Source organism: Plantibacter sp. VKM Ac-2880 (assembly GCF_015351235.1).
Classification (GTDB): Bacteria; Actinomycetota; Actinomycetes; order Actinomycetales; family Microbacteriaceae; genus Plantibacter.
Genome location: NZ_JADKSJ010000001.1, coordinates 573,424 through 593,306, shown reverse-complemented (window position 1 = coordinate 593,306; position 19,883 = coordinate 573,424). Strand labels below are relative to the sequence as shown.

Here is a 19,883-nt window from a genome sequence, read left to right as displayed (position 1 = left end):
GCCGGTCTGGTGGGCGGACCGGCGCTGGGGTGGTGATGGTCATGGGGTTGATCTCCTGGGGTCCAAGCAGCGGATGTCGTGGGAGTGGGGCTCGCTGGGCCGAGGTCGCGACGGGTGCGACCCCGGCCCGGCGTCCGATCCTCGGTCAGCCCTCGTCGACGGCGCGCTTGCCGTCGTCGTAGAACTCCTGGAGCTTCTTCGTGTACTCGGCGGCGGTCTCGTTGCCGTTCGACATCGCGGCCATGTTCGTCTGGATGAAGTCCAGGAAGCCCGGCACCGGGTAGTCGGGGTAGAAGGTCAGGGCGTCGTCGGCGACGAGCTGGTCGAATCGCTCCGTGTAGGCGCGGGTGACCGGATCCGTGATGGTGGAGGAATCTCCCGCCAGCGGCAGGCCACCGTTCTCACCGATGAGGTTCTGGACCTCGGGACTCAGGGTGATGTCGATCCAGTCGTAGGCGAGCTCCTTGTTCGCCGCCTTCGCCGGCACACCCCACAGGTGACCCGACGATCCCATCGACATGTCGGCGCCCGGCAGCGTGAAGTACCCCCAGTCGAACGACGACTGGTCCTTCACGCGGGAGAACGCCCCGTTGTTCCAGATGAGCATGCCGGTGGAGCCGCTCAGGAAGTTGACGATGGCCTGTTCGTAGGTCAGGCCGGCGAGGTCCTCACCGAGGTACCCCTGCTGGATCCAGTCCTCGAATTGGTCGACACCCTGCTTCCAGGGCCCCGTCGAGAAGTCGACGTCACCCTGCAGGAACATGAAGTCGTCGATCTGCTGACGGTCGGCGTACGCCGAGACGAGCGAGTACCAGACCCACATCTGGTTGAACCCCTGGTTCGTCGAGGCCGAGGATGACACCGGGGTGATCCCGGCGGCCTGCAGCTTCGCCATGTCTGCGACGAACTCGTCCATCGTCGTCGGCTCCGCCGTGATGCCGGCCTGCGCGAACAGGTCCTTGTTGTAGTAGAGCGTGACGTACTCGCCGATGTTGGGGATGCCGTACCAGTCGCCCGACCCGGCCTTGCCGGACTCGTCGTACTTGGCGAAGGACTGCATGCCTCCGGTGATCTTGTCGTCCCAGCCGTACTGCTCGACCTGTTCGGTCAACGGCTGCAGCAGCCCTTGGCTCGCGAGTTGGCCGCCGTCCGCGTTGCCCTTGTTGAACTCGACGACGTCGGGAACGGAGTTGCCGCCGAGGACGAGCTTGGCGTTCTTGCGGACCGCGTCGAAGCTGGTCGTCTGGAAGTCGACCTTCACGTCGGGGTGCCGCTCCTGGAACAGCTCCACGGCTCGCGCCCAGCCTTTGCCCTGAGCGGTGGTCGGGTCCTCGTACTGCAGGATCGTGAAGGTCTTGCCGGCGTCGCCGCCGTCGGCGCTGCACGCGGCGAGACTCGTCGCGGTGATGGCGATCACCGCCGTCGTGGCGGCGAGGCGGACCCAGGATCGGGGCCGAGCGGGGGTTCGGGATGGTGCCATGGCGTTGCTCCTTTGCATCGGGTGTTGGGGTGGGACGGGTAGGTGTGGGCAGGATCCGGGGCGGATCCGGGCAGGCTCCCGCCAGCGTGGGGCGCCTCCGTCCGGGACGGAGGCGTCACCCTGCGCGAGGTGGCTGCCGCCGGGTCAGGTGGGAGGGGGTCCGATCGAGTGTCGGATGACGGGCGCGCAGGGCATGAGGCACCCTTCCCGTCCGACACCGTCCAGCGTGCCGTCGAGCCGTTCGATGACCCGATTCACCGCCCATTCACCCATCTGGCGGTGGGGAAGTTGCACGGTGGTCAATCCGGGGTCGAGGGCGTCGTCGACGAACTCCTGGTTGTCGAAGCCGGTGATGGACAGGTCATGCGGGATGGCGAGGCCGAGCCGCCGCGCGACGTGGAAGAAGCCCATCGCCGTCTGGTCGCTGAACGCGAAGACCGCCGTCGGTCGGTCCGGCCGGTCGAGCAAGGCCTCGGCGGGCGCGATCGCGTGACGGGTCGCCGCGTCCTCGGCCACGACGGTGAGCGCCGGGTCCCGCTCGATACCGGCTTCCGCCAGCGCACCGGCGTAGCCCCGCTCCCGCAACCGCGAGGCGATCGGGTACGCGGCCACGTTGCAGAAGCCGATCCGACGGTGTCCCGCGTCGATGAGGAGCTTCGTCGAGGTGTACGCACCGCGCTCCTCGTCGGGCACCACGAAATCGACGGTGGCGTCGCCCTCCCGCTCCGGTCGACCGTCGAGGATGACGACGGGCAGCTTGGCGGGCACGAACGGCACGTCCACCAGCTGGTGGAAGTTGGTCGCGACGATGAGCGCCTCGATGTTCCGTTGCAGCAGCGACTGCACGGCCGGCGTCTGCACCGCCTCGTTGCCGGAGGTGTCGATCAGCATGAGCATGAAGCCGGCGTCCCAGGCCGCCTGCTGGGCGCCCGCGAGCATCTGGCCGGAGAACGGCACGGTGGCGACCTGATCGGACACGACGCCGATCGTCCGGCTCTGCTTCGTCTTCAGGGAGCGCGCGAGGTGGTTGGGCACGTAGCCGAGTTCGTCGGCCACCGCCTGGATCCGGGCCGCCGTCTCAGCGTTCACCCGCCCTGAACCGCGGCCGCTCAGGACGAGGGAGACCGCGGAGACGGAGACGCCGACGTGCAGCGCGACATCCTTCATCGTCAGCATCGCGCCTCCATCGGTCCGAGTGTCAATCGTTTGACTGCAAACGATTGACGTCACGGTATGAGCGTCAAACGCGTTGACGCAACGCGCTGTTATCCAACCGTGACATCTGCCTCTGGACCGGCTGTCGGCGACACTCGCCGGGGGCTCAGCAGCACCGCGAACCGGGCGTGCGGTCCTGCTCCGCGAAGCGCTCCCGCCAGAAGGTGCGCTCGTCGGGGACCGGGGTGTCCGGGTGAACACGTCGGTGGTGCTCGACATAGGTGGCGTAGGCGGTGTCGCCCATCAGCGAGGTGACGAACCACCGCACCGACGCCCAGCCCCGCCGGACCGCGAGCCCCACCGTCCCAGGGCCGGCGGCCGAGCCCGTGCCGGACATCAGTGCCCCGACCGAGCTGGACGCTGGTCGTCGTCCACGGTCGACCACTCGCGCTCGAGCGCCTTCTCCGCCTTCGTCGCGACGATCCCCGATGGTGCGAAGCGACGCGACGGGAGCGCCGGATCCTCCGAACTCGGCCCACCACCCGTGCGGAACGACCGCACGGTGTGGAGGATCGCGAAGAAGATGACGATGATCGCGAGGGTCACGAACAGGATCGACAGCACGCCCTGCACGGTGGTGTTCCGCACGACGGCCTCCATCGCCGCCCGCGTCGGTGCGTTCCCGAAGCTGTCCTCACCGGCGGCGAGCGCCTCGCGGAACGCCGCGTTCTGCGCCCAGTACCCGACGGCGGGGACGGGCGAGAAGATCTTGAACATCGACGCGGTGATCGTCACGACCGCGGTGAAAGCCAACGGCACGGCGACGATCCACAGCCACCGGAAGTTCCCGCGTTTCGCCACGATCGCCATGCAGACCGCGAGCGCGATCGCCGCGAGCAGCTGGTTCGCGATGCCGAACAACGGGAACAGGGTGTTGATGCCGCCGAGCGGATCGGTGACGCCCATGATGAGGATCGCTCCCCATGCAGCGACCATCACGGCCGTGCAGATCCAGGCACCGAGCCGCCAGTCGGGGTCACGGAACTTCGGGATGATGTTGCCGAAGGTGTCCTGCAGCATGAAGCGGGCCACGCGCGTGCCGGCGTCGACGGCGGTGAGGATGAACAGGGCCTCGAACATGATCGCGAAGTGGTACCAGAACGACATGAGCGCGGTGCCGCCGATGAGCTGCTGCATGATGTGCGCGAGGCCGAGGGCGAGTGTCGGTGCACCGCCGGTGCGGGACACGATCGACTCCTCCCCCACGTTCGCGGCGGTCTGCGTGAGCACATCGGGGGTGAGGTTCACCCCGGCGAGCCCGAGCGAGTTCACGAAGGCGACGGCGCCCTCGACCGTGCCGCCGGTCGCCGCGGCGGAGGAGTTCATCGCGAAGTAGATGCCGCGGTCGATGGACAGGGCTGCGACGAGGGCCATGATCGCGACGAACGACTCCATGAGCATGCCGCCGTAACCGATGAAGCGGGTCTGGCGTTCCTTCTCGACGAGTTTCGGCGTGGTGCCTGAGGCGATGAGCGCGTGGAAGCCGGAGAGGGCGCCGCACGCGATCGTGACGAAGAGGAACGGGAAGAGCGAACCACTGACCACCGGACCGGCGTCACCGCCGGCGAACTCGCTGAACGCCGGCACCGTGATCTCCGGACGCACGAGGACGATCGCCCCAGCGAGCATCACGATCGTGCCGATCTTCATGAACGTCGAGAGGTAGTCGCGGGGTGCGAGCAGGAGCCACACGGGGAGGATCGCGGCGACGAAGCCGTAGACGATGATGCCGACGGCGATGACGGTGCGGTCGAGGGTGAACGCCGCGGCGCCCCACTCCGTCTCGGCGACCCAGCCGCCCGCGACGATCGCGAACATGAGGAGGACGAAGCCGATGATGGAGATCTCCGTGATCTTGCCCGGCCGGATGAACCTCAGGTACACACCCATGAACAGCGCGATCGGGATCGTCATCGACACGCTGAAGACACCCCAGGGGCTCTCGCCGAGGGCGTTGACGACGACGAGGGCGAGGATCGCGACGATGATGACCATGATCGCGAGCGTCGCGATGATCGCGGCCGTCCCACCGATCACGCCGAGCTCGTCACGCGCCATCTGGCCGAGGGAGCGGCCGCCGCGGCGCATCGAGAAGAAGAGGACGAGGTAGTCCTGCACGGCACCCGCCAGGATCACCCCGATGATGATCCAGATCGTGCCGGGCAGGTAACCCATCTGCGCGGCGAGCACAGGGCCGACGAGCGGGCCGGCTCCGGCGATCGCGGCGAAGTGGTGCCCGTAGAGGACCCGCCGGTCCGTTGGGACGAAATCCTTGCCGTTGGCGAGGTACTCGGCCGGGGTCGCCCGGCGGTCGTCGGGGCGGAGCAGTTTCCGTTCGATGAGCTTCGAGTAGAAGCGGTAGGCGATGAGATAGGTGCAGACGGCCGCGAACACGAACCAGATGGCGTTGACCGTCTCGCCGCGGACGAGTGCCAGCATCGTCCACGCGAAGCCGCCGAGGAGGGCGATGGCTACCCAGAGGACCACCTTGGCCGGGGTCCAGCGCGGGGCGTGGTCGGCCTCGTCGACCGCAGTGGGTGGGAGCTCCGGATCCTGGACGAGGATGGGTTCCGCCTCGCCCCCACCGGCGGGCTGCCGTGCTCCGCCCCGGTTCGATCCTGCACGTGCTCGGTCCTGTCGTCCGGCGTCGTTGCCCATGACGATTCCTCCCTCAACGGTGGTGTTCGTGCGTCGAGGCTAACAGCGACCCGGCGGTGGGCGCACGTGGGTTCCAGGCCGGGCCCGCGCGATCGAGGTCAAGCACTTGCAGGGTTGGTTCCGGGGTGGTTTCCAGCCGCCGGACGCCTTGGGCCCAGGGTTCGGCGCAAGACTGTTCCAGTCTTTGCTGTTCCGATCGACCGCCCGCCCCATGACCACCGGATCCCCATGACCCTGACGTTCCCCGCTTCGTCCGACGACAGCGTGCAGCGACGTGGGTTGCGTTCGGCGCTCTCCGATGCCGTGCTGCAGGACTTCATCGACGACCTCCCGGTCCCGACCCGACCGTCGGACCTCGCGACCCGCCTGCTGTACCCGCGCTGGCAGGTGTACTCGGACATCCACGAGGGGAAGCTCGTCGCCGAGCGGGTGCGGCGCAACACCCGCCTGCTGAAGGTCGACGTGGAGCGCAACCGTGCATGGATCGCTCACGGGCTCGCCACCCGTCGTGCACGGGCCGGCTCCGTCGTCGACGCGCCCGAGCAGGAGACGCCCGTCTCCGTCGTCATCGTGGACCCCGAGGCCTTGGCGCAGCTGCACGCGATCACCGCGAGCGGTCGGAGTATCCGCGAGGCGGTCGAACACGCGCTGCGGTCGATCGCCACCCCACCGGTGTCGGAGATGCTCCCCGACCTCGACGCCCACCGTCGGCAGGCGCGGGTGGGCTGACGCCGCGCCGGGCGTCAGATGGACGAGCGCATCGCCCGCTCGAACTGCTCGACGAACTGCGCGCCGGGGTCCGACCAGTCGGCGGCTGTGATCGACGCCGAGATGCGCTTGGCGTGCTCGATCGCGTCGGGACGCTCGGCGATGTCGACGAGTCGCCTGGCGATCGCGGCGGGCGACAGGGGCACGTACTCGATGTGCTGACTGTCGAGGACGCCGGTGGTGTTCGGGCTGTCGTTCACGACGGGCACCACCCCGGAGGACATGATCTCCAGCGGGAGCAGCGACATGTCGGTGAGCGACAGCACGAGCCCTGCGGCGCAGCGGTTGTAGACGGCGTTCAGCTCGGAGATGTCCATGGCCGAGCGGTTCACGAACGGGAAGCCCGTCTCATAGCCCGACATGTCCCAGCCGACGAGGTTGATCGTGATGTCGGGGCGCAGCCGGTGGAACTCCGTCAACGCGAGTTCGCCGATCTCCCACCCGCGCCGAGGCGTTGGGGGACGGGCGTAGAAGAGGATCTCGGTGCGCGGTGCGTCGTTCACGTGCGAGTAGTGCTGCTTGTCGACCGAGTAGTCGAAGTGGTCGCAGCTCATGCCGTACTCGTCGGCGACCTTCCTGGCCAACCACGGTCCGGCCGAGAACCCGTGGAACCCGAAGCGGTAGGTGTTCTCGGCGAGGACGTACTCGCTGCTGGCTGGGTAGAACCACGGCTCGAAGTCCTGCACGAACGAGAACCGCTTCGCCGGCCCCTGGTAGCGGAACGCCGGGTAGGCCGTCTGCCAGTCGGAGGACACGACGACGTCCGCGCCAGGCGCGATGCCGGTTGCGGGGTCGTACCGGACGATGTCGGCCTGCAGCTCCGGGTAGGCGCTGCTGGCCGCCATCATCGCCCGGATCCCGGGGATGTCGACGGCGGGCTGCGCTGACGCCTGATACAGGTAGATCGTGAGGCGGTGACCGGCGCGCTCGAGGAACTCCATGAAGCGGAACGCGTTCTGGTGCCCGCCGGAGGTGCGGCTCGGCGGCGAGATCAGCCACGCCACGTCGTAGGGGCGCCTGGGGAACTCGGCGGCGTTGAAGTGCTTCGGCACCGTCCAGTCGGCGGCGATCGCGTCGCTCGGGTACAGGTCGGTCGGCTTCCGGCGCATCGGATTGAACCGTCCGTCGGCGAAGTGCGCGGCACGCCAGAGCGTCGACCGGACACCCTCGCCACGGATGGCGCGGAGCCCCTGCTCGATCATGCCCATATGGAATCCTGTCCCGTCGATGCCGTCATCGCCGTCGTGAGGTCGGGGGTCGCACCGAACGCGCGGACCGCGGCGACGACCCGGTCCACCTCGCCGTCGGTCATCGCCGGCCACAGCGGCAGCCGGACGAGGCGTTCGGCGAACCGGACCGCATGCTGCGGTTCCGACACCACCCGACCGTAGCGCCGACCGGCGGCGCTCGAGTGGAGCGGCACGTAGTGGAAGGCGGCACCGATGCCGTGCGCCTGCAGGTGGCGGAGGAACTCCTGCTGCACCTCCGCGTCCGGGAGCAGGAGGAAGAAGAGGTGTGCGGCGTGGACGCCGCCGGGCGGGTCCATGAGCGTCGCACCGCGATCGTGCGCCCACTCAGCGAGTTCGGCCGCGTACCGGTCCCAGATCCGGTGGCGGTGCGCCTGGATGACGTCGAAGTCACGGAGTTGGGTGTCGAGCACCGCGGCGTTCAGCTCGCTCGGCAGGTAGCTGGAGCCGAGGTCGGCCCAGCTGTACTTGTCGACCTGGCCGCGGAGGAACTGTGCGCGGTCGGTCCCCTTCTCACGCATGATCTCGGCTCGGAGCAGCACGGACTCGTCGTTGATGAGCAGCGCACCGCCCTCGCCGCAGTGCACGTTCTTCGTGTCGTGGAAGCTCTGCGCGGCCATCGTCCCGACCGTTCCGAGCCGGACGCCTGCGCCGGCGACGCCGAGGCCGTGCGCGTTGTCCTCGAGCAGGTGCAGCCCGTGCACAGCGGCGAGACCGAGGAAGGCGGGCACGTCGACGGGGACTCCGCCGTAGTGCATGACCGAGATCGCCCGGGTGCGGGGTCCGATGGCGTCGGCGACGTGCTGCGGGTCCAGGTTGCCCGTCGCCGGGTCGCTGTCGACGAAGACCGGGGTCGCTCCGGCGAGGACGACCGCGTTCGCCGCGGAGGGGAACGTGAAGCTCGGGAGGATCACCTCGTCGCCGGGTCCGATGCCGATCAGCCGGGTCATCATCTCGAGCGCGTGGGTCCCCGAGGTGGTGAGGAGGACGTGCGGGGCGCCCGTGAGCTGCCGGAGTCGGTCGGAGGCCGACGCCGTGAACCGGCCGTCGCCGTGGACGTGGTCCGAGGCGAGCACCTGTTCGAGCTGGTCGAGTTCACCGGCGGCACGGTAGGGCTTCGACAGCGGGATCCGCGGCGAGATCCCGACCTCGGCCATCATCGGCCACCCAGCAGCAGCGCGACGATGAAGACCGCCGCGACGATCACGACCGCGACGATGACGATGGTGGCGATGATCCCGATACCGACGATCGGCGAGTCCTCGACGGTGGCGCGACGCTCACCGTCCCGTCGTCTTGCGCTCACGTGTCGTCCCTCATGCTGATCCCCCCGGATGTCGATCGGGCGGTTCGCACCGACCCACCGGGCATGTTGGAGCCCGCCCGGGTGGTCAAGTATCAGTCGCACGACGATCGTCGCGCATCCTGCTGCGGGCTACTCCACCCCCGCCACCTGGCGGGTTCCCGAACCGGACCGTCACCGCTCCATCCCCGGTGCTCGTAGGGTGAGAGTCGAGCTGAGGAGACCCCGTGATCAGAGTGGCCGTCGTCGACGACGAGGCGTTGGTGCGATCCGGGTTCGAACTCATCCTCGGCGCCGTCGAGGACATCGAGGTCGTCGCCTCCGTCGACGGGGTGGAGGCCGTCGACGCCATCCGCGCGAGTGGTCCCGACGTCGTCCTCCTCGACGTCCGCATGCCGGGCCGGAACGGGCTCGACATCCTCGACGAACTGCAGACGTGGGACGATCCGCCCGTCGTCGCGATCCTGACGACCTTCGACTCCGACGACTACATCGCGCGCGCCCTGCGCAGTGGCGCCGCGGGGTTCCTCGTGAAGGACACCGACCCGGAGCAGCTCCCCATGCTGCTCCGCTCACTGTCGGCAGGCGGCATCGTGCTCTCGCCGCAGGTGTCCCGGACACTCGTCGGCGGTTTCGCCCGAAGTGCCGACCGCGAGGCGGCCCGGCGGCTGTCGGCCTTGACCGGCCGCGAGCAGGACGTGTTGGCGGCGCTGCGGACGGGCGCGTCGAACACGGAGATCGGCGAGGCGCTGCACCTCAGTCGGGCGACGGTGAAGGACCACGTGAGTGCGATCCTCGGCAAGCTCGACGTCACGACCCGGCTCGAGGCGGCGATCATCGCAGAGCGCGCCGGTGTCCGCGCCGACGAGACGGACCACGCATGACCCGTCGCTCCCGGCTCTGGTCGGTCCTCGTCGAACTCGCCATCATCGCGGCGGCCGTCGTCGAGAGCCTCACGACGCTCGAATGGGCGACTCCCTGGGAGTCGGGGCTGGCGATCGCGGCGGCGGTCGGATTGATCTTCCGACGACGGTGGCCGTGGATCGCCCTCCTCTTCGCCGTGCCTGCCTTCACCCTCAACCTCGCGACGCTCGCCGGCCTCGCGTCGCTGTTCTCCGTCGCGGTCCGCGAGCGCCGACGCTGGCGGCTGGTCGCGACGGGCGTCGTCGTCTTCGTCCTCGCGGCCGTGCCGTGGTGGGGTTGGAACTCGGCCAACTACACGATCCTGGCCATCGTCTACGCCGGCCTGTACGCGGCGGCGCCGATCGCGTTGGGCCTGCTCGTGCGCACGAGACGGGAGCTGTTCGACCGGATCCGCGATCTCGAGCAGGTCCGTCGGACCGAGCGGGCGCGCATCGCCTCCGACGTCCTCGTCGAGGAGCGCACGCGCATCGCGAGGGAGATGCACGACGTCGTCTCCCACCAGGTCAGCCTCATCGCCGTCCAGGCGGGGGCGATCCAGGTGCAGACCGAGGAGCCGGGGACGAAGCGGATGGCGGTCACGATCCGTTCGCTCGCCTCGCGCACCCTCGACGAGCTCCGGGACATGGTCACCCTGCTCCGTGCGGAGACGGGGCACGCACCGTTGGCGCCGCAACCGACGGTCGAGGACCTGAGTCGGCTGATCGCCGACAGTGGCATCGACGTCACCGCAGGGATCGAGCTGCCGGACGGGCTCCCGGCCCCGCTGCAGCGTGCGATCTACCGGACGGTGCAGGAGGGCCTCACGAACGCCCGCAAGCACGCGCCTGGAGCACCCGTCGAGCTCCGGGCCAGCGCCTCACCCGACGAGGTCACCGTCGTGATCCGGAACGCCCGTCCGGCTCGGTCGGCGACGACCACGTGGTCGTCGGCGGGCCACGGGCTCGTCGGCCTCACCGAGCGCGCGGAACTCCTCAACGGGACGCTCCTCACCGAGGATGCACCCACCTCCTTCACGCTGACGTTCCGCGCTCCGTACTAGTGGGTGCTCGCGCGGTCGTCAGTGGCGAGCACCGACATCAGGATCGAGTCGACCCATTCGCCGTCCCAGTGGAGGGTGTGGCGCTGACGCCCCTCGACCACGAACCCCGCCTTGACGTAGGAGCGCTCCGCCCGAGGATTGAACGAGTACACGTCGAGGACCACCCGGTGCAGTTTGAGGACGGAGAACGCGTGGTCGAGCACCGCCGTCGTCGCCTCCGTCCCGAAGCCCTGACCGGTCCGGCCGGGAGCCAACGCGATCCGGAAGTTCATCGAGGCGTTGTCCTCGTCGAGCTCGTTGAGCACCACCTCACCGAGGTACTCGCCCGAATCGCTCGCTGTGATGGCCCAGTCGGCCCGGTCGTCCCGCGCGCCGACGGTCGCGAGGTGCCGCTCGATCGCTTCGCGCGGGATGGGTCCACGCGTCCCAGTGAGACGCAGGGTCTCCGGGTCGGCCAGGCCGCGAAGGGTCGGCTCGAGGTGGACCGGGCCGAGCGGGACCAACCGGAGCCTCGGGGTCGTGAGGGTGTCGAGCTTCGAGAGCTTCGAGGTGTCCACCGTCAGAACGGTCATGCCTCCACCCCCTCGTCGCGCTCGTCGCCGAACAGCGGCCGCTGGAACCGGCGCTCGAACCGCAGGATGCAGCCGGTACCGCGGACCAGCTCGTAGGCCTCGATGCACTCCGGGTCCGTCTCGGCCGCGATGCGGTACTGCTCGTACGCGGCGAGCGACGGGAAGGTGAACAGCGCGAACGCCTCGTCGTTGTCGCCCTCCGCGGGGAGGAAGTAACCGTGGTGGTCGCCGCCGAGTCGGTTGACGAGACGGATCCAGCGCCGGCCGTACTCGCTGAAGGTGTCGAGCTGCTCCGGGTCGATCCGGTAGCGCAGGTGGATGGTGATCATGGGTCCCAGTCTGGCGGTTCCCCGACGACCGTCGTCATACGGGGCTTCCGGGACCACCCGACGCCTACGCTGGAACGGTCCCCAGAACGCCACGGAAGGTGATCGAGATGAGTTCCGAGTACGACGACGCGGCCGCGAACGGGCTCGCCCGCGCCCTGCGTGTGCCGGCCTCCTCGGACCGGCTCCAGGCTGCGCTCGCAGCCGGTACCACACCCAAGCCCGCCTACATCGAGGTGCTCGTCGACCGATGCGCCGTCGAACCCGACTTCTTCGTGCGCGACATGCTCACCTGGGCCCTCGTGCGCCACGACCCCGAGGTCACCGTGCCGCGCCTCATCGAGGAACTCGGCTCGGTCTTCCCGCAGGCCCGCAGCCAGGCGCTCCACACCCTGTCGAAGACGGGCGACCCGCGCACCTGGTCGGCGATCACCCTCGCGCTGCTGGAGGACGACGAGGACCAGGTCGCGCGTGCCGCGTGGCGCACCGCCGCCGGTGTCGTCCCCGAGCGCGAGGCACCGGCGCTCGCCGAATTGCTCGCACGCCAGTTCGGGCGCGGCGACCGCGAGGTGCGACTCAGCCTGACCCGCGCGTTCCTCTCCATCGGCGAGCTGGGACGCGACGCGGCCGAGGCAGCGACCACCGACGTCACCCCGGAGCCGGCGCGTTCGCACGCCCGAGCCACCCTCCGCATACTCGACGACCCGGAACTCGACTTCGACGAGGCCCTCACGACCAGCCGCTAGGCGTCTCGCGGATACACTCGACGACGTGATCGGATCGGACGGAACGGGCGAGCTCGACGCACCTGACAGCACCGGCGCATCCGACAGCACCGACACCCGCATCGCGGACCCGGCCCCGAAACACACGCCGCTGTGGACCGTCCTGTCCGCCTGGCTGCTGCGCGTCGAGCGATGGTTACAGTCCCGCGGCGGTTCCCGACTGCGGGGCGTGCTGTGGCAGCTCTGGGGGCTCGTCGCGATCGGCGGCATCCTGCTCCTCGTCGGCCCGGTCATCAACCCGCCGCTGACCCTCGACGACCTCACCGACGAGGCGCCCGACGTCACGGACAGCTGGATCGCCCGCTCCTTCTCCGCCGACTACCACGTCACCACCGACGAGGACGGACGGCTCGTCACCGACGTCGAGGAGCGCATCGACGCCTTCTTCCCGAAGGACCTCGAGGACTCCACCATCGAACGGGTGCTCGCCACCGAGTACGAGGGGCACGCCCTCGACCCGTCCGGCATCACGGTGACCCTCGACGGTGTGGAGCAGGACGTGACCCGGGAGCGGGCGGCGGTCTTCCTGCGACTCGTCGTCGACCCCGGCGAGCGGCTCTCGGGCGACCATGACCTCGTCATCCGGTACCGGCTCTCGGATCTCGCCTACGTCACCCAGGACACCGCCACCGGGCAGCCCGTCGACCTGCTCCGGTGGGACGTCTTCGGACCCGACCTGCAGCAGGCCGTGGCGAAAATCGATGTGCGGGTGACCATCCCGCAGGAGCTCGACGACCGGCTCGTCCGGCAACCGCGCGGCTCCTTCGCCTGGACCCTCGTGGGTGCCGGGCAGTGGCTCACCCCCGAGCCCGACGCGGCACCAGGCGAGGTCACCTACGGCTTCACGGTCGACGACACGGCCCCGCCGCACTCGCAGGCGCGGTTCACGATGCACTTCGAGGCGGGTTCGATCACGATGCCCCCGCAGTCCTGGATCTTCTGGCTGCAGACCTTCGGTCCGGTCCTCCCGATGCTCGTCCTCGCCGCGACGCTCCTCCTGTCGTTCGCCGCCCGGGCCGTCGCGTGGGGCGACGCCCGCGGACGCCCGTGGTACGTCGCCCAGTCGGAGCCGCCTGCCGGCATCTCGCCGCGCATGGCCGCTCACCTCCTCCGGTCGCCCGCGACGATGGAGCTCGCCGAACGGCTCAAGGACGCCGCGATCAGCGGAACGAAGCAGCAGGCCAAGCGACAGGCGCGCCTCATCGCCGCGGCGGGTGCCGCCAAGCGGGCCGGCCGGCTGGGTGATCGACCCCGTGCCCTGCGCCGGTACCTCACGGGGCCGGAACGAGCCGGGCAGGTGCGCGAGGGCCTCCGCCGGGTGCCGAAGGGCTTCGTCCGTGACTGGTTCATCGCCGCACCGATCGCCCTGACGCTCCTCCAGTGGGGCATCGTCAGGCAGCTGTCGCACCAGACCGTCCTGGCGGTGGTGTGGTGGCCGCTCGCCTTCGTCGCGCTCTCGACCGCCTTCGCCGTCATCGTCCTCGCGATCGCGCTGACCGCCAGGCCGTTGACCCGCAAGGGCGCGCTCGTGAAGCAGCATCTCCTCGGCATCCGGGTGTTCGCGGAGCGCACGCAGCTGCTCGACCGCGCCAGCCTCCGCGACCGGCTCCTCCCCTACGCCGTGCTCGGCGCGTCGCCCCGCGCGACCGGCCGACGGGTGGCCGCACTGATCGCCCCGGAGATCACCATGCCGGCCGCCGCGGCCGATCGTGCCTCGCGTGCCGAGGGATCGCGGACCGGCTTCCTCACCGCACCCCGCATCGCCGTCCGCGTGCTCGCCCTGCTCCTCGTGGCAGGCGCGATCGTAGCGGTGAACGTGCTGCCCGCACCCTCGACGGACTCCGCGACGCCTCGTTCGTACACCGGGGACATCGCCGGATCGACCCTCACGCGGATCGCCTCGGCCGAGTTCGACGCGGTCCTGGAGCGGACCGATCGCGACGGCGCCCGACTGCGCACGACCGAACGGCTGGGCGTCGACTTCTCCGACGAGGGCGCGGTGCCCGGACAGGTGGTCCGTGAGTGGCCCGCCGTCGTCGACGGACAGGACCTGGGTCTCACCGTGGACACTGTGACGATCGATGGTGAGGACGCACCCTTCACGACGGAACAGGAGGACGGTCGGCTGCTGCTCCGCACGACCTTCGGCGAGGTGCTCACCGGTCTGCACGACGTCGTGATCCAGACGACCGCCACGACGCCCGCGACAGCGAGCTCCCTCAACGGCCGCGACGTCGACCGGATCCGCTGGGTCGCCCTCCTCGACGGCTGGTCGAGCAGTGCCTCGTTCGACGAGGACGACCCGCCGGAACCGTTCCGGTTCAGTTTCACGGCCGATGACGCGTTCCTCGACGACGCCGTCAGCGCCGGCTGGACCCCGGACGAGGCCGCGCCCTGGCGACCGTCGGCGGCCGAAGACGGATCCGGGCAGGAGACGGCCACGCTCGACCTCGCGCCGGACGACGGACGGTGGCCGCCCGACGCCCGCTACGACGACCTCGGGGCGACCCTCGACCTCCCGGCCGGCACGGTCGCCGGAACCGACGCCGATGCCGCGGCCTGGTCCAGGACGGCGGCGCTGGCACCAGGGCTCCTCACCCTCGTCTTCGCCGGCGTCTCGATCCTCGGAGCCGTGATCGGCGCGATCGGCACCGCGCGGGGCCGCGACCGGGTGCGGGAGCCGGGATTCCTGCGTGATGCGGTGCGCTGGCTGACCCCGGCAGCGCTCGTCGCTGCGATGATGCTCGGTATCCGTGAGCTGGACGCCATCGACGGTGACGACCCCTTCGGCGGCCTGCTGCTCGGCGCCCTCGTCGCCGACGTCGTGGCGGTCCTCGCGTGGTACTTCGTCGCCCTGCGGGGAGGGAAGCGCGCCTGACCTGCGAGGGTCGCAGGCTGCGGGATAGCATCGTCGGATGTCGACCACCGCACCTCTCGAGATCCTGCGCCTCACGGCCTTCGCCGCCGAACCGGGTGGTGGGAATCCGGCCGGAATCGTCGTCGACGCCTCGCAGCTGTCGGACGCCGAGATGCAGACGATCGCCACCGAGGTCGCGTACCCCGAGACGGCGTTCGTCGTCGACACGGGTATCGACGGCGACGACCGCCACGTGCGGCTGCGCTACTTCTCCCCCGGTGCCGAGGTGCCGTTCTGCGGCCATGCCACCATCGCGACGGCCGTCGTCCTCGCCGAGCGCCGAGGTGTCGGTCGGTTCACGCTCGAGACGAACGTCGGACCCCTCGTCGTCGAGACGCATGACGACCCCGAGACCAACTCGATCACCGCGTCGTTCACGAGCGTCGAGCCGACCGTGCGCGATCTCGATCCCGAGGTCGCCGACCGGCTGCTGTCGATCCTCGGGCTCGAGCGGTCGGACCTCGATGAGCGGTGGCCGCTCCGCGAGTCGTTCGCCGGCAACCGGCACCCGGTCGTCGCGGTCCGCGAGCAGGACGTCTTCGACGCCTTCACCTTCGACCCGTCCGCGCTGCGCCGGCTGATGGACGAGCAGGGGTGGGCCGGAACCGTGACGGTCGTGCACTGCCACGGACTCGACGAAGCCGGCATCCTGCTCGTCGAGGCTCGCAACCTCTTCCCCGTCGGGGACATCACCGAGGATCCGGCCACCGGCTCCGCGGCGGCTTCCCTCGGCGGTTACCTGCGCGTGCTCGGTCTCATCGCGCCGCCGGCGCGGATCCTCGTCCGGCAGGGCCACCACGTCGGTGCCCCCAGCCTGCTGACCGTCGACGTCCCGGCCACCGGCGGCATCACCGTGTCGGGGACGGCGAGCCCGATCGGGTGAACAACAGATCGCCCTCCAGCTTTACATCACAGCGGTGTGAATTAAAGCCCAGAGCGATTTGCTTTACTCGGGCGACACGTCGTTCAAGTTTGCTTGAAAGGACGAGTCACTTCAGCCCGATCGGGTGAAGGTGACCACCGGATACCCGCGCTCGGCGTCCATGGTCACCTCGGCTGCCACGCCGTAGACGTCGGCGATGAGTTCCGCGGTGAGCACTGCGCTCGGTGCCCCGGCGGCGACCACCCGGCCGGCGCGGAGCACGACCACGCTGTCGCAGTACATCGCGGCGAGGTTGAGGTCGTGGATGGCGATCACGGTGGTCAGTGGAAGGGCGCAGACGAGGTCGAGGAGCTCCAGCTGGTGCCGGATGTCGAGGTGGTTCGTCGGTTCGTCGAGGAGGAGCTCGCGCGGCTCCTGCGCGAGGGCCCGCGCGATCTGCGCGCGTTGACGCTCGCCTCCGGAGAGGGTGTGCCAGAGGCGCCCGGCCTGGTCGAGCAGGCCGACATGCGCGAGCGCGCGCTCGACGGCGGCATCGTCGGTCGCGGTGTCGCCGCCGAGTCCCGAGCGGTGCGGGATCCGTCCGAGCCGGGCGATGTCCCGCACGGTGATGTCGACGTCGGTCTCGGCGTGCTGGGTCACCGAGGCCACCGAACGCGCGATGCGACGCCGACCGACCGACACGAGGTCGACGCCGTCGAGCGTCACGAGTCCGGCCGTCGGCTTCACGAGGCCGTGGAGCACCCGCAGGAGTGACGACTTGCCCGAACCGTTCGGACCGAGGAGGCCGACGGTCTGTCCCGGTTCCGGGTGCAGGGTGACGCCGTCGACGACGAGCGCACCGCCGCGGTTCCAGGTCACGTTCTCGGCGTGGAGGGTCATACCCGCTTCCTCCTCCGCGCCAGCAGCGCGATGAACACCGGCACCCCGACGAGTGCCGTCCCGACACCGACCGGCAGGGGCGTCGGCGAGAACGCGACCCGCGAGCCGGCGTCCACCCACACCATGAAGATGGCGCCGATGATCGCGGTCGCCGGGATGAGCCGACCGTGCCGCGGGCCGACGAGTAGGCGGGCGGCGTGCGGGAGGACGAGTCCGACGAAGCCGATCGCCCCCGCGACGCTCACGAGGGTCGCCGTCATGAGGGCGGTCGCGACGAGGAGGACCGCGCGCGTCCGCCCCACGTGGATGCCGAGGGACGCGGCGACGTCCTCGCCGAACGCGAAGGCGTCGAGCGCGTGGGCGTACCGCAGGCACAGGAGGGAGCCGGCGACGACGACGATCGCGCACAGGATCACGTCGTCCCAGCGCACGCCTTCGAGCGAGCCGAGCAACCAGAACATCACGCCGCGGGTCTCGTCGGAGTCCGCGAAGGCGAAGATGACCAGTGACGTCAGCGCCGAGAACAGTTGGGTGCTGGCGACGCCGGCGAGCACGACCCGGTCGGTCCCGCCGCCCGACAGCCGGGCCAGCAGGAGCACGAGTCCGAACGCGACGAGGGCTCCGATGAACGCACCACCCGAGAGCCCGATCGATGCGCCGCCGAGTCCGAGGATCCCGATGGCGACCGCCCCGGTCGACGCACCGGAGGAGATCCCGAGGATGAACGGGTCGGCGAGGGGGTTCCGGAGCAGCGACTGCATGATGACGCCGCACAGCCCGAGTCCGGCTCCGCATGCGGCGGCGACGAACGCCCTGGGCAGGCGCTCCTCCCACACGATCGCGTCCTTCGACAGCTTCACCGGGATGTCGGTGAGGCCGAGGTGGTTGGTGACGATGTCGCGCACGTTGACGAGCAGGATGTCGGCCGGACCGAGGGTGATGGCTGCGCCTACGGAGACGAGGAGCAGCAGCACGCCGGCGAGGACGAGGACCCCGGCGATCACCGCGCGGCGGGCTCGGGGCGCGGGCCGCCGGGCGGTGTCGACGTTCGTCGCTGTATCCGGTTTCGTCACCGTGTCGGGGTTCAGAGCTCGTCCTCGTGCTCGACCCACCACGCCTTGATCTTCTCGAGGCCGTCGACGAAGCGGATGGACGGGTTCAGCTCGGCACCGTGGAGGGCGATGTACCGCTGGTTGCGGACCGCGTCCATCGTCTTCGTGAGTGGGTCGGACTCGAGGAACGCGATCTTGTCGTCGAGCCGGTCGCCGGGGAACCGGTCGCGTTGCAGGTCGCCGAGGACGAGCACCTTCGGGTCGCGGTCGACGAGGTCCTCCCAGGTGGTCGCCGGCCAGTCGTCGGTGGCCTCGGTGAAGACGTTCTCGAGGCCTGTGGTCGAGGCGAGGAGCGCGGCCGAGCCGAGCCCGCCACCGACGTAGGGCGTCTTCGTGTCGGCGAACCAGAACGCGACGGTCGTGCCGTCGAAGTCGACACCTTCGGTCGCCTTCGTGGCCCGGGCCTGCAGATCGGCGACGAGTGTCGCCGCGCGGTCGGACACGTCGAAGACCTCGCCCATCTCGGTGATCTCCTGGTACAGCGCGTCGATGGTGAGCGGTGTCGTGCGTGTGCCGCCGCCGTTGATGCTCGTGCCGTTGTCGCAATCGGTGGGCGAGAGGTAGCTGGCGACGCCGGTCTCGGCGAAGCGCTCGCGTGGGGCGACGCCGCCCTCGTTGAAGTGGCGGCCGAAGGAGGCGGTGACGAAGTCCGGGTCCGCGCCGAGGACGACCTCGTACGTGGGGGCGTTGTCGGCCAGCCGCGGGACATCGGTGTTGGCGTCCGCGAGCGAGTCGAGGACGGGGTCCGTCCAGGAGGCGGTGCCGACGATCCGGTCCTCGAGTCCGAGGGAGAGCAGGATCTCGGTCGAGTTCTGGTCGAGGGAGACGACCCGCTGTGGTGCGGCGTCGATCGTGACCTCGGTGCCGCAGTTGTCGAGCGTGAGCGGGTACTCCGTCGCTCCTTGGCCTGCGGCGGCGGTCGCCTCCGGCTCGACGGCTTCGGAGGCACCACAGGCGGAGAGTCCGATGGCGAGGACGGCTGCGAGGGCGAGACTGCTGGCGGCGCGCTGGTGCACGTCGACTCCTTCATTCAGGGCGGGGACCCAGGAAGGATAGCCTTACCTGACTGGAGGGCGCGAATCGGGAGCGGTCTGAACGGTCGAGCCGAAGGATGACCCGTATGACACGCGCTCAACGCGGAGGGTCTGCTGTCAGCAGGTCTGTGGCAGTTCGGATGCGAGCGCATCGAGCAGGTGAACGTCGTACCGGTCTTCGTCCTGAACCGCTGGCACGAGATCTTCCGCCCCCGTTCGTGGCAGTTCCCAGATCACGGTACCGGGACGGAGCTGATCCACCGTGCGATACCACTCCTCGAGGGGGCCGCGTAAGCGGACATGCAGGTCGAAGGTGCGCCGGGACCGTGTCCTGTCGCCGTTCTTCTGACGCCGCAGAGCAGGTTCGTCGGGGAGGGTCAGGAGGACGGCGTCAGCGAACCCGATCTGGCATCGCAGCATCGCCGCGCGGACAGCGGCCAGTTCATGGAGAAAGCGCGCGACCGGAGCCTCGCCGATGCGCGCCAAGCACCATGAATAGTGCAGTTTGAGAGGATCGCTGTCGCACAGAGCCACTCCCACTCGCCGCTCGAGAGCGATCGCTTGCGACCAGCGATCTCCATTCACCCCGGTCCAATACCTCGCCTGAGCCTCCGGGTCGCTTCCATCAGGTTCTTCCCCCGTCGGCGCATACTCGGCGACGAACTCGGCCGCTGCCGCTCGACACCAGGTCGTCTTGCCGGCAGCGCTCGGACCCTCAACCGCAACGATCATTCGACGATC

The 19,883-nt window shown here is 69.7% G+C and carries 19 protein-coding genes; 6 read left to right on the top strand and 13 right to left on the bottom strand.

What is annotated here, in order from left to right; translation table 11 throughout:
* Positions 1 to 145: 145 nt before the first annotated feature.
* From ITJ57_RS02850 to ITJ57_RS02835, 4 genes are all read right to left on the bottom strand, one after another.
* Positions 146 to 1,480, bottom strand: a complete 1,335-nt coding sequence (locus ITJ57_RS02850) for an ABC transporter substrate-binding protein (RefSeq protein WP_194668757.1) — start codon at positions 1,478 to 1,480, stop codon at positions 146 to 148.
* A 144-nt stretch (positions 1,481 to 1,624) separates the two neighbouring features.
* On the bottom strand, positions 1,625 to 2,656 hold the full coding sequence (locus ITJ57_RS02845) for a LacI family DNA-binding transcriptional regulator (protein ID WP_194668756.1): 1,032 nt from the start codon (positions 2,654 to 2,656) through the stop codon (positions 1,625 to 1,627).
* Positions 2,657 to 2,801: 145 nt separating this feature from the next.
* Complete coding sequence (locus tag ITJ57_RS02840; RefSeq protein WP_194668755.1) at positions 2,802 to 3,032, bottom strand: YbdD/YjiX family protein; 231 nt, start codon at positions 3,030 to 3,032, stop codon at positions 2,802 to 2,804.
* On the bottom strand, positions 3,032 to 5,353 hold the full coding sequence (locus ITJ57_RS02835) for a carbon starvation CstA family protein (RefSeq protein ID WP_194668754.1): 2,322 nt from the start codon (positions 5,351 to 5,353) through the stop codon (positions 3,032 to 3,034). Before ITJ57_RS02835 ends, ITJ57_RS02840 begins: the two co-directional genes overlap by 1 nt.
* A 228-nt stretch (positions 5,354 to 5,581) precedes the next feature.
* Here ITJ57_RS02835 and ITJ57_RS02830 point away from each other — a divergent pair, with 228 nt between their 5' ends.
* Positions 5,582 to 6,082, top strand: a complete 501-nt coding sequence (locus ITJ57_RS02830) for a hypothetical protein (protein WP_194668753.1) — start codon at positions 5,582 to 5,584, stop codon at positions 6,080 to 6,082.
* Between the two features lie 14 nt (positions 6,083 to 6,096).
* On the opposite strand, the gene ITJ57_RS02825 is transcribed toward ITJ57_RS02830, so the two are convergent.
* The 3 genes from ITJ57_RS02825 to ITJ57_RS02815 are packed head-to-tail and all read right to left on the bottom strand — an operon-like array spanning position 6,097 to position 8,674.
* A complete protein-coding gene (locus ITJ57_RS02825) occupies positions 6,097 to 7,323 on the bottom strand; it encodes a glycosyltransferase family 1 protein (protein WP_194668752.1) in 1,227 nt (408 codons plus the stop codon).
* Positions 7,320 to 8,528 (bottom strand): dTDP-4-amino-4,6-dideoxygalactose transaminase, encoded by a 1,209-nt coding sequence (rffA, locus tag ITJ57_RS02820; RefSeq protein WP_228506443.1) that lies wholly within the window; start codon positions 8,526 to 8,528, stop codon positions 7,320 to 7,322. The genes ITJ57_RS02825 and rffA overlap by 4 nt, the downstream gene beginning before the upstream one ends.
* Complete coding sequence (locus tag ITJ57_RS02815) at positions 8,525 to 8,674, bottom strand: hypothetical protein (protein WP_194668751.1); 150 nt, start codon at positions 8,672 to 8,674, stop codon at positions 8,525 to 8,527. The genes rffA and ITJ57_RS02815 overlap by 4 nt, the downstream gene beginning before the upstream one ends.
* A 224-nt stretch (positions 8,675 to 8,898) precedes the next feature.
* Between ITJ57_RS02815 and ITJ57_RS19730 the strand changes: the two genes are divergently transcribed.
* Both ITJ57_RS19730 and ITJ57_RS02805 read left to right on the top strand, forming a co-directional pair.
* Positions 8,899 to 9,555, top strand: a complete 657-nt coding sequence (locus tag ITJ57_RS19730) for a response regulator transcription factor (protein WP_194668750.1) — start codon at positions 8,899 to 8,901, stop codon at positions 9,553 to 9,555.
* Positions 9,552 to 10,634 carry a sensor histidine kinase gene (locus ITJ57_RS02805; RefSeq protein ID WP_194668749.1) on the top strand — a complete coding sequence of 361 codons (1,083 nt, stop codon included), beginning with the start codon at positions 9,552 to 9,554 and terminating at the stop codon, positions 10,632 to 10,634. The genes ITJ57_RS19730 and ITJ57_RS02805 overlap by 4 nt, the downstream gene beginning before the upstream one ends.
* Here ITJ57_RS02805 and ITJ57_RS02800 read toward each other — a convergent pair.
* Together ITJ57_RS02800 and ITJ57_RS02795 are read right to left on the bottom strand one after the other, a co-directional pair.
* A complete protein-coding gene (locus ITJ57_RS02800; protein WP_194668748.1) occupies positions 10,631 to 11,206 on the bottom strand; it encodes a GNAT family N-acetyltransferase in 576 nt (191 codons plus the stop codon). The genes ITJ57_RS02805 and ITJ57_RS02800 overlap by 4 nt on opposite strands.
* The gene (locus ITJ57_RS02795) at positions 11,203 to 11,535 is read right to left on the bottom strand and encodes an NIPSNAP family protein (protein WP_194668747.1); all 333 of its coding nucleotides are present in this window, start codon (positions 11,533 to 11,535) and stop codon (positions 11,203 to 11,205) included. The genes ITJ57_RS02800 and ITJ57_RS02795 overlap by 4 nt, the downstream gene beginning before the upstream one ends.
* A 107-nt stretch (positions 11,536 to 11,642) precedes the next feature.
* Here ITJ57_RS02795 and ITJ57_RS02790 point away from each other — a divergent pair, with 107 nt between their 5' ends.
* The 3 genes from ITJ57_RS02790 to ITJ57_RS02780 are packed head-to-tail and all read left to right on the top strand — an operon-like array spanning position 11,643 to position 16,117.
* Positions 11,643 to 12,278 carry a HEAT repeat domain-containing protein gene (locus ITJ57_RS02790; RefSeq protein WP_194668746.1) on the top strand — a complete coding sequence of 212 codons (636 nt, stop codon included), beginning with the start codon at positions 11,643 to 11,645 and terminating at the stop codon, positions 12,276 to 12,278.
* Between the two features lie 25 nt (positions 12,279 to 12,303).
* Positions 12,304 to 15,195, top strand: coding sequence for a hypothetical protein (locus ITJ57_RS02785; RefSeq protein WP_194668745.1), 2,892 nt, complete (start codon positions 12,304 to 12,306; stop codon positions 15,193 to 15,195).
* Positions 15,196 to 15,232: 37 nt separating this feature from the next.
* Complete coding sequence (locus ITJ57_RS02780) at positions 15,233 to 16,117, top strand: PhzF family phenazine biosynthesis protein (protein ID WP_194668744.1); 885 nt, start codon at positions 15,233 to 15,235, stop codon at positions 16,115 to 16,117.
* Positions 16,118 to 16,228: 111 nt separating this feature from the next.
* Here ITJ57_RS02780 and ITJ57_RS02775 read toward each other — a convergent pair whose 3' ends face one another.
* The 4 genes from ITJ57_RS02775 to ITJ57_RS02760 all read right to left on the bottom strand — a co-directional run bounded on the left by ITJ57_RS02775 (position 16,229) and on the right by ITJ57_RS02760 (position 19,874).
* Positions 16,229 to 16,996: an ABC transporter ATP-binding protein gene (locus tag ITJ57_RS02775; protein ID WP_194668743.1), complete on the bottom strand. Its 768-nt coding sequence runs from the start codon at positions 16,994 to 16,996 to the stop codon at positions 16,229 to 16,231.
* On the bottom strand, positions 16,993 to 18,069 hold the full coding sequence (locus ITJ57_RS02770) for a FecCD family ABC transporter permease (RefSeq protein WP_370582153.1): 1,077 nt from the start codon (positions 18,067 to 18,069) through the stop codon (positions 16,993 to 16,995). The genes ITJ57_RS02775 and ITJ57_RS02770 overlap by 4 nt, the downstream gene beginning before the upstream one ends.
* An 11-nt stretch (positions 18,070 to 18,080) precedes the next feature.
* On the bottom strand, positions 18,081 to 19,124 hold the full coding sequence (locus ITJ57_RS02765; protein ID WP_194668742.1) for an ABC transporter substrate-binding protein: 1,044 nt from the start codon (positions 19,122 to 19,124) through the stop codon (positions 18,081 to 18,083).
* A gap of 135 nt (positions 19,125 to 19,259) precedes the next feature.
* Positions 19,260 to 19,874 carry a hypothetical protein gene (locus ITJ57_RS02760; RefSeq protein WP_194668741.1) on the bottom strand — a complete coding sequence of 205 codons (615 nt, stop codon included), beginning with the start codon at positions 19,872 to 19,874 and terminating at the stop codon, positions 19,260 to 19,262.
* Positions 19,875 to 19,883 lie beyond the last annotated feature (9 nt).

Excerpts from the sequence above, each read along its gene's own strand:
- ITJ57_RS02850 (WP_194668757.1), bottom strand. The coding sequence starts at position 1,480 with ATGGCACCATCCCGAACCCCCGCTCGGCCCCGATCCTGGGTCCGCCTC.
- ITJ57_RS02845 (WP_194668756.1), bottom strand. The coding sequence starts at position 2,656 with ATGCTGACGATGAAGGATGTCGCGCTGCACGTCGGCGTCTCCGTCTCC.
- ITJ57_RS02840 (WP_194668755.1), bottom strand. The coding sequence starts at position 3,032 with ATGTCCGGCACGGGCTCGGCCGCCGGCCCTGGGACGGTGGGGCTCGCG.
- ITJ57_RS02835 (WP_194668754.1), bottom strand. The coding sequence starts at position 5,353 with ATGGGCAACGACGCCGGACGACAGGACCGAGCACGTGCAGGATCGAAC.
- ITJ57_RS02830 (WP_194668753.1), top strand. The coding sequence starts at position 5,582 with ATGACCCTGACGTTCCCCGCTTCGTCCGACGACAGCGTGCAGCGACGT.
- ITJ57_RS02825 (WP_194668752.1), bottom strand. The coding sequence starts at position 7,323 with ATGATCGAGCAGGGGCTCCGCGCCATCCGTGGCGAGGGTGTCCGGTCG.
- rffA (WP_228506443.1), bottom strand. The coding sequence starts at position 8,528 with ATGATGGCCGAGGTCGGGATCTCGCCGCGGATCCCGCTGTCGAAGCCC.
- ITJ57_RS02805 (WP_194668749.1), top strand. The coding sequence starts at position 9,552 with ATGACCCGTCGCTCCCGGCTCTGGTCGGTCCTCGTCGAACTCGCCATC.
- ITJ57_RS02800 (WP_194668748.1), bottom strand. The coding sequence starts at position 11,206 with ATGACCGTTCTGACGGTGGACACCTCGAAGCTCTCGAAGCTCGACACC.
- ITJ57_RS02795 (WP_194668747.1), bottom strand. The coding sequence starts at position 11,535 with ATGATCACCATCCACCTGCGCTACCGGATCGACCCGGAGCAGCTCGAC.
- ITJ57_RS02790 (WP_194668746.1), top strand. The coding sequence starts at position 11,643 with ATGAGTTCCGAGTACGACGACGCGGCCGCGAACGGGCTCGCCCGCGCC.
- ITJ57_RS02780 (WP_194668744.1), top strand. The coding sequence starts at position 15,233 with ATGTCGACCACCGCACCTCTCGAGATCCTGCGCCTCACGGCCTTCGCC.
- ITJ57_RS02775 (WP_194668743.1), bottom strand. The coding sequence starts at position 16,996 with ATGACCCTCCACGCCGAGAACGTGACCTGGAACCGCGGCGGTGCGCTC.
- ITJ57_RS02760 (WP_194668741.1), bottom strand. The coding sequence starts at position 19,874 with ATGATCGTTGCGGTTGAGGGTCCGAGCGCTGCCGGCAAGACGACCTGG.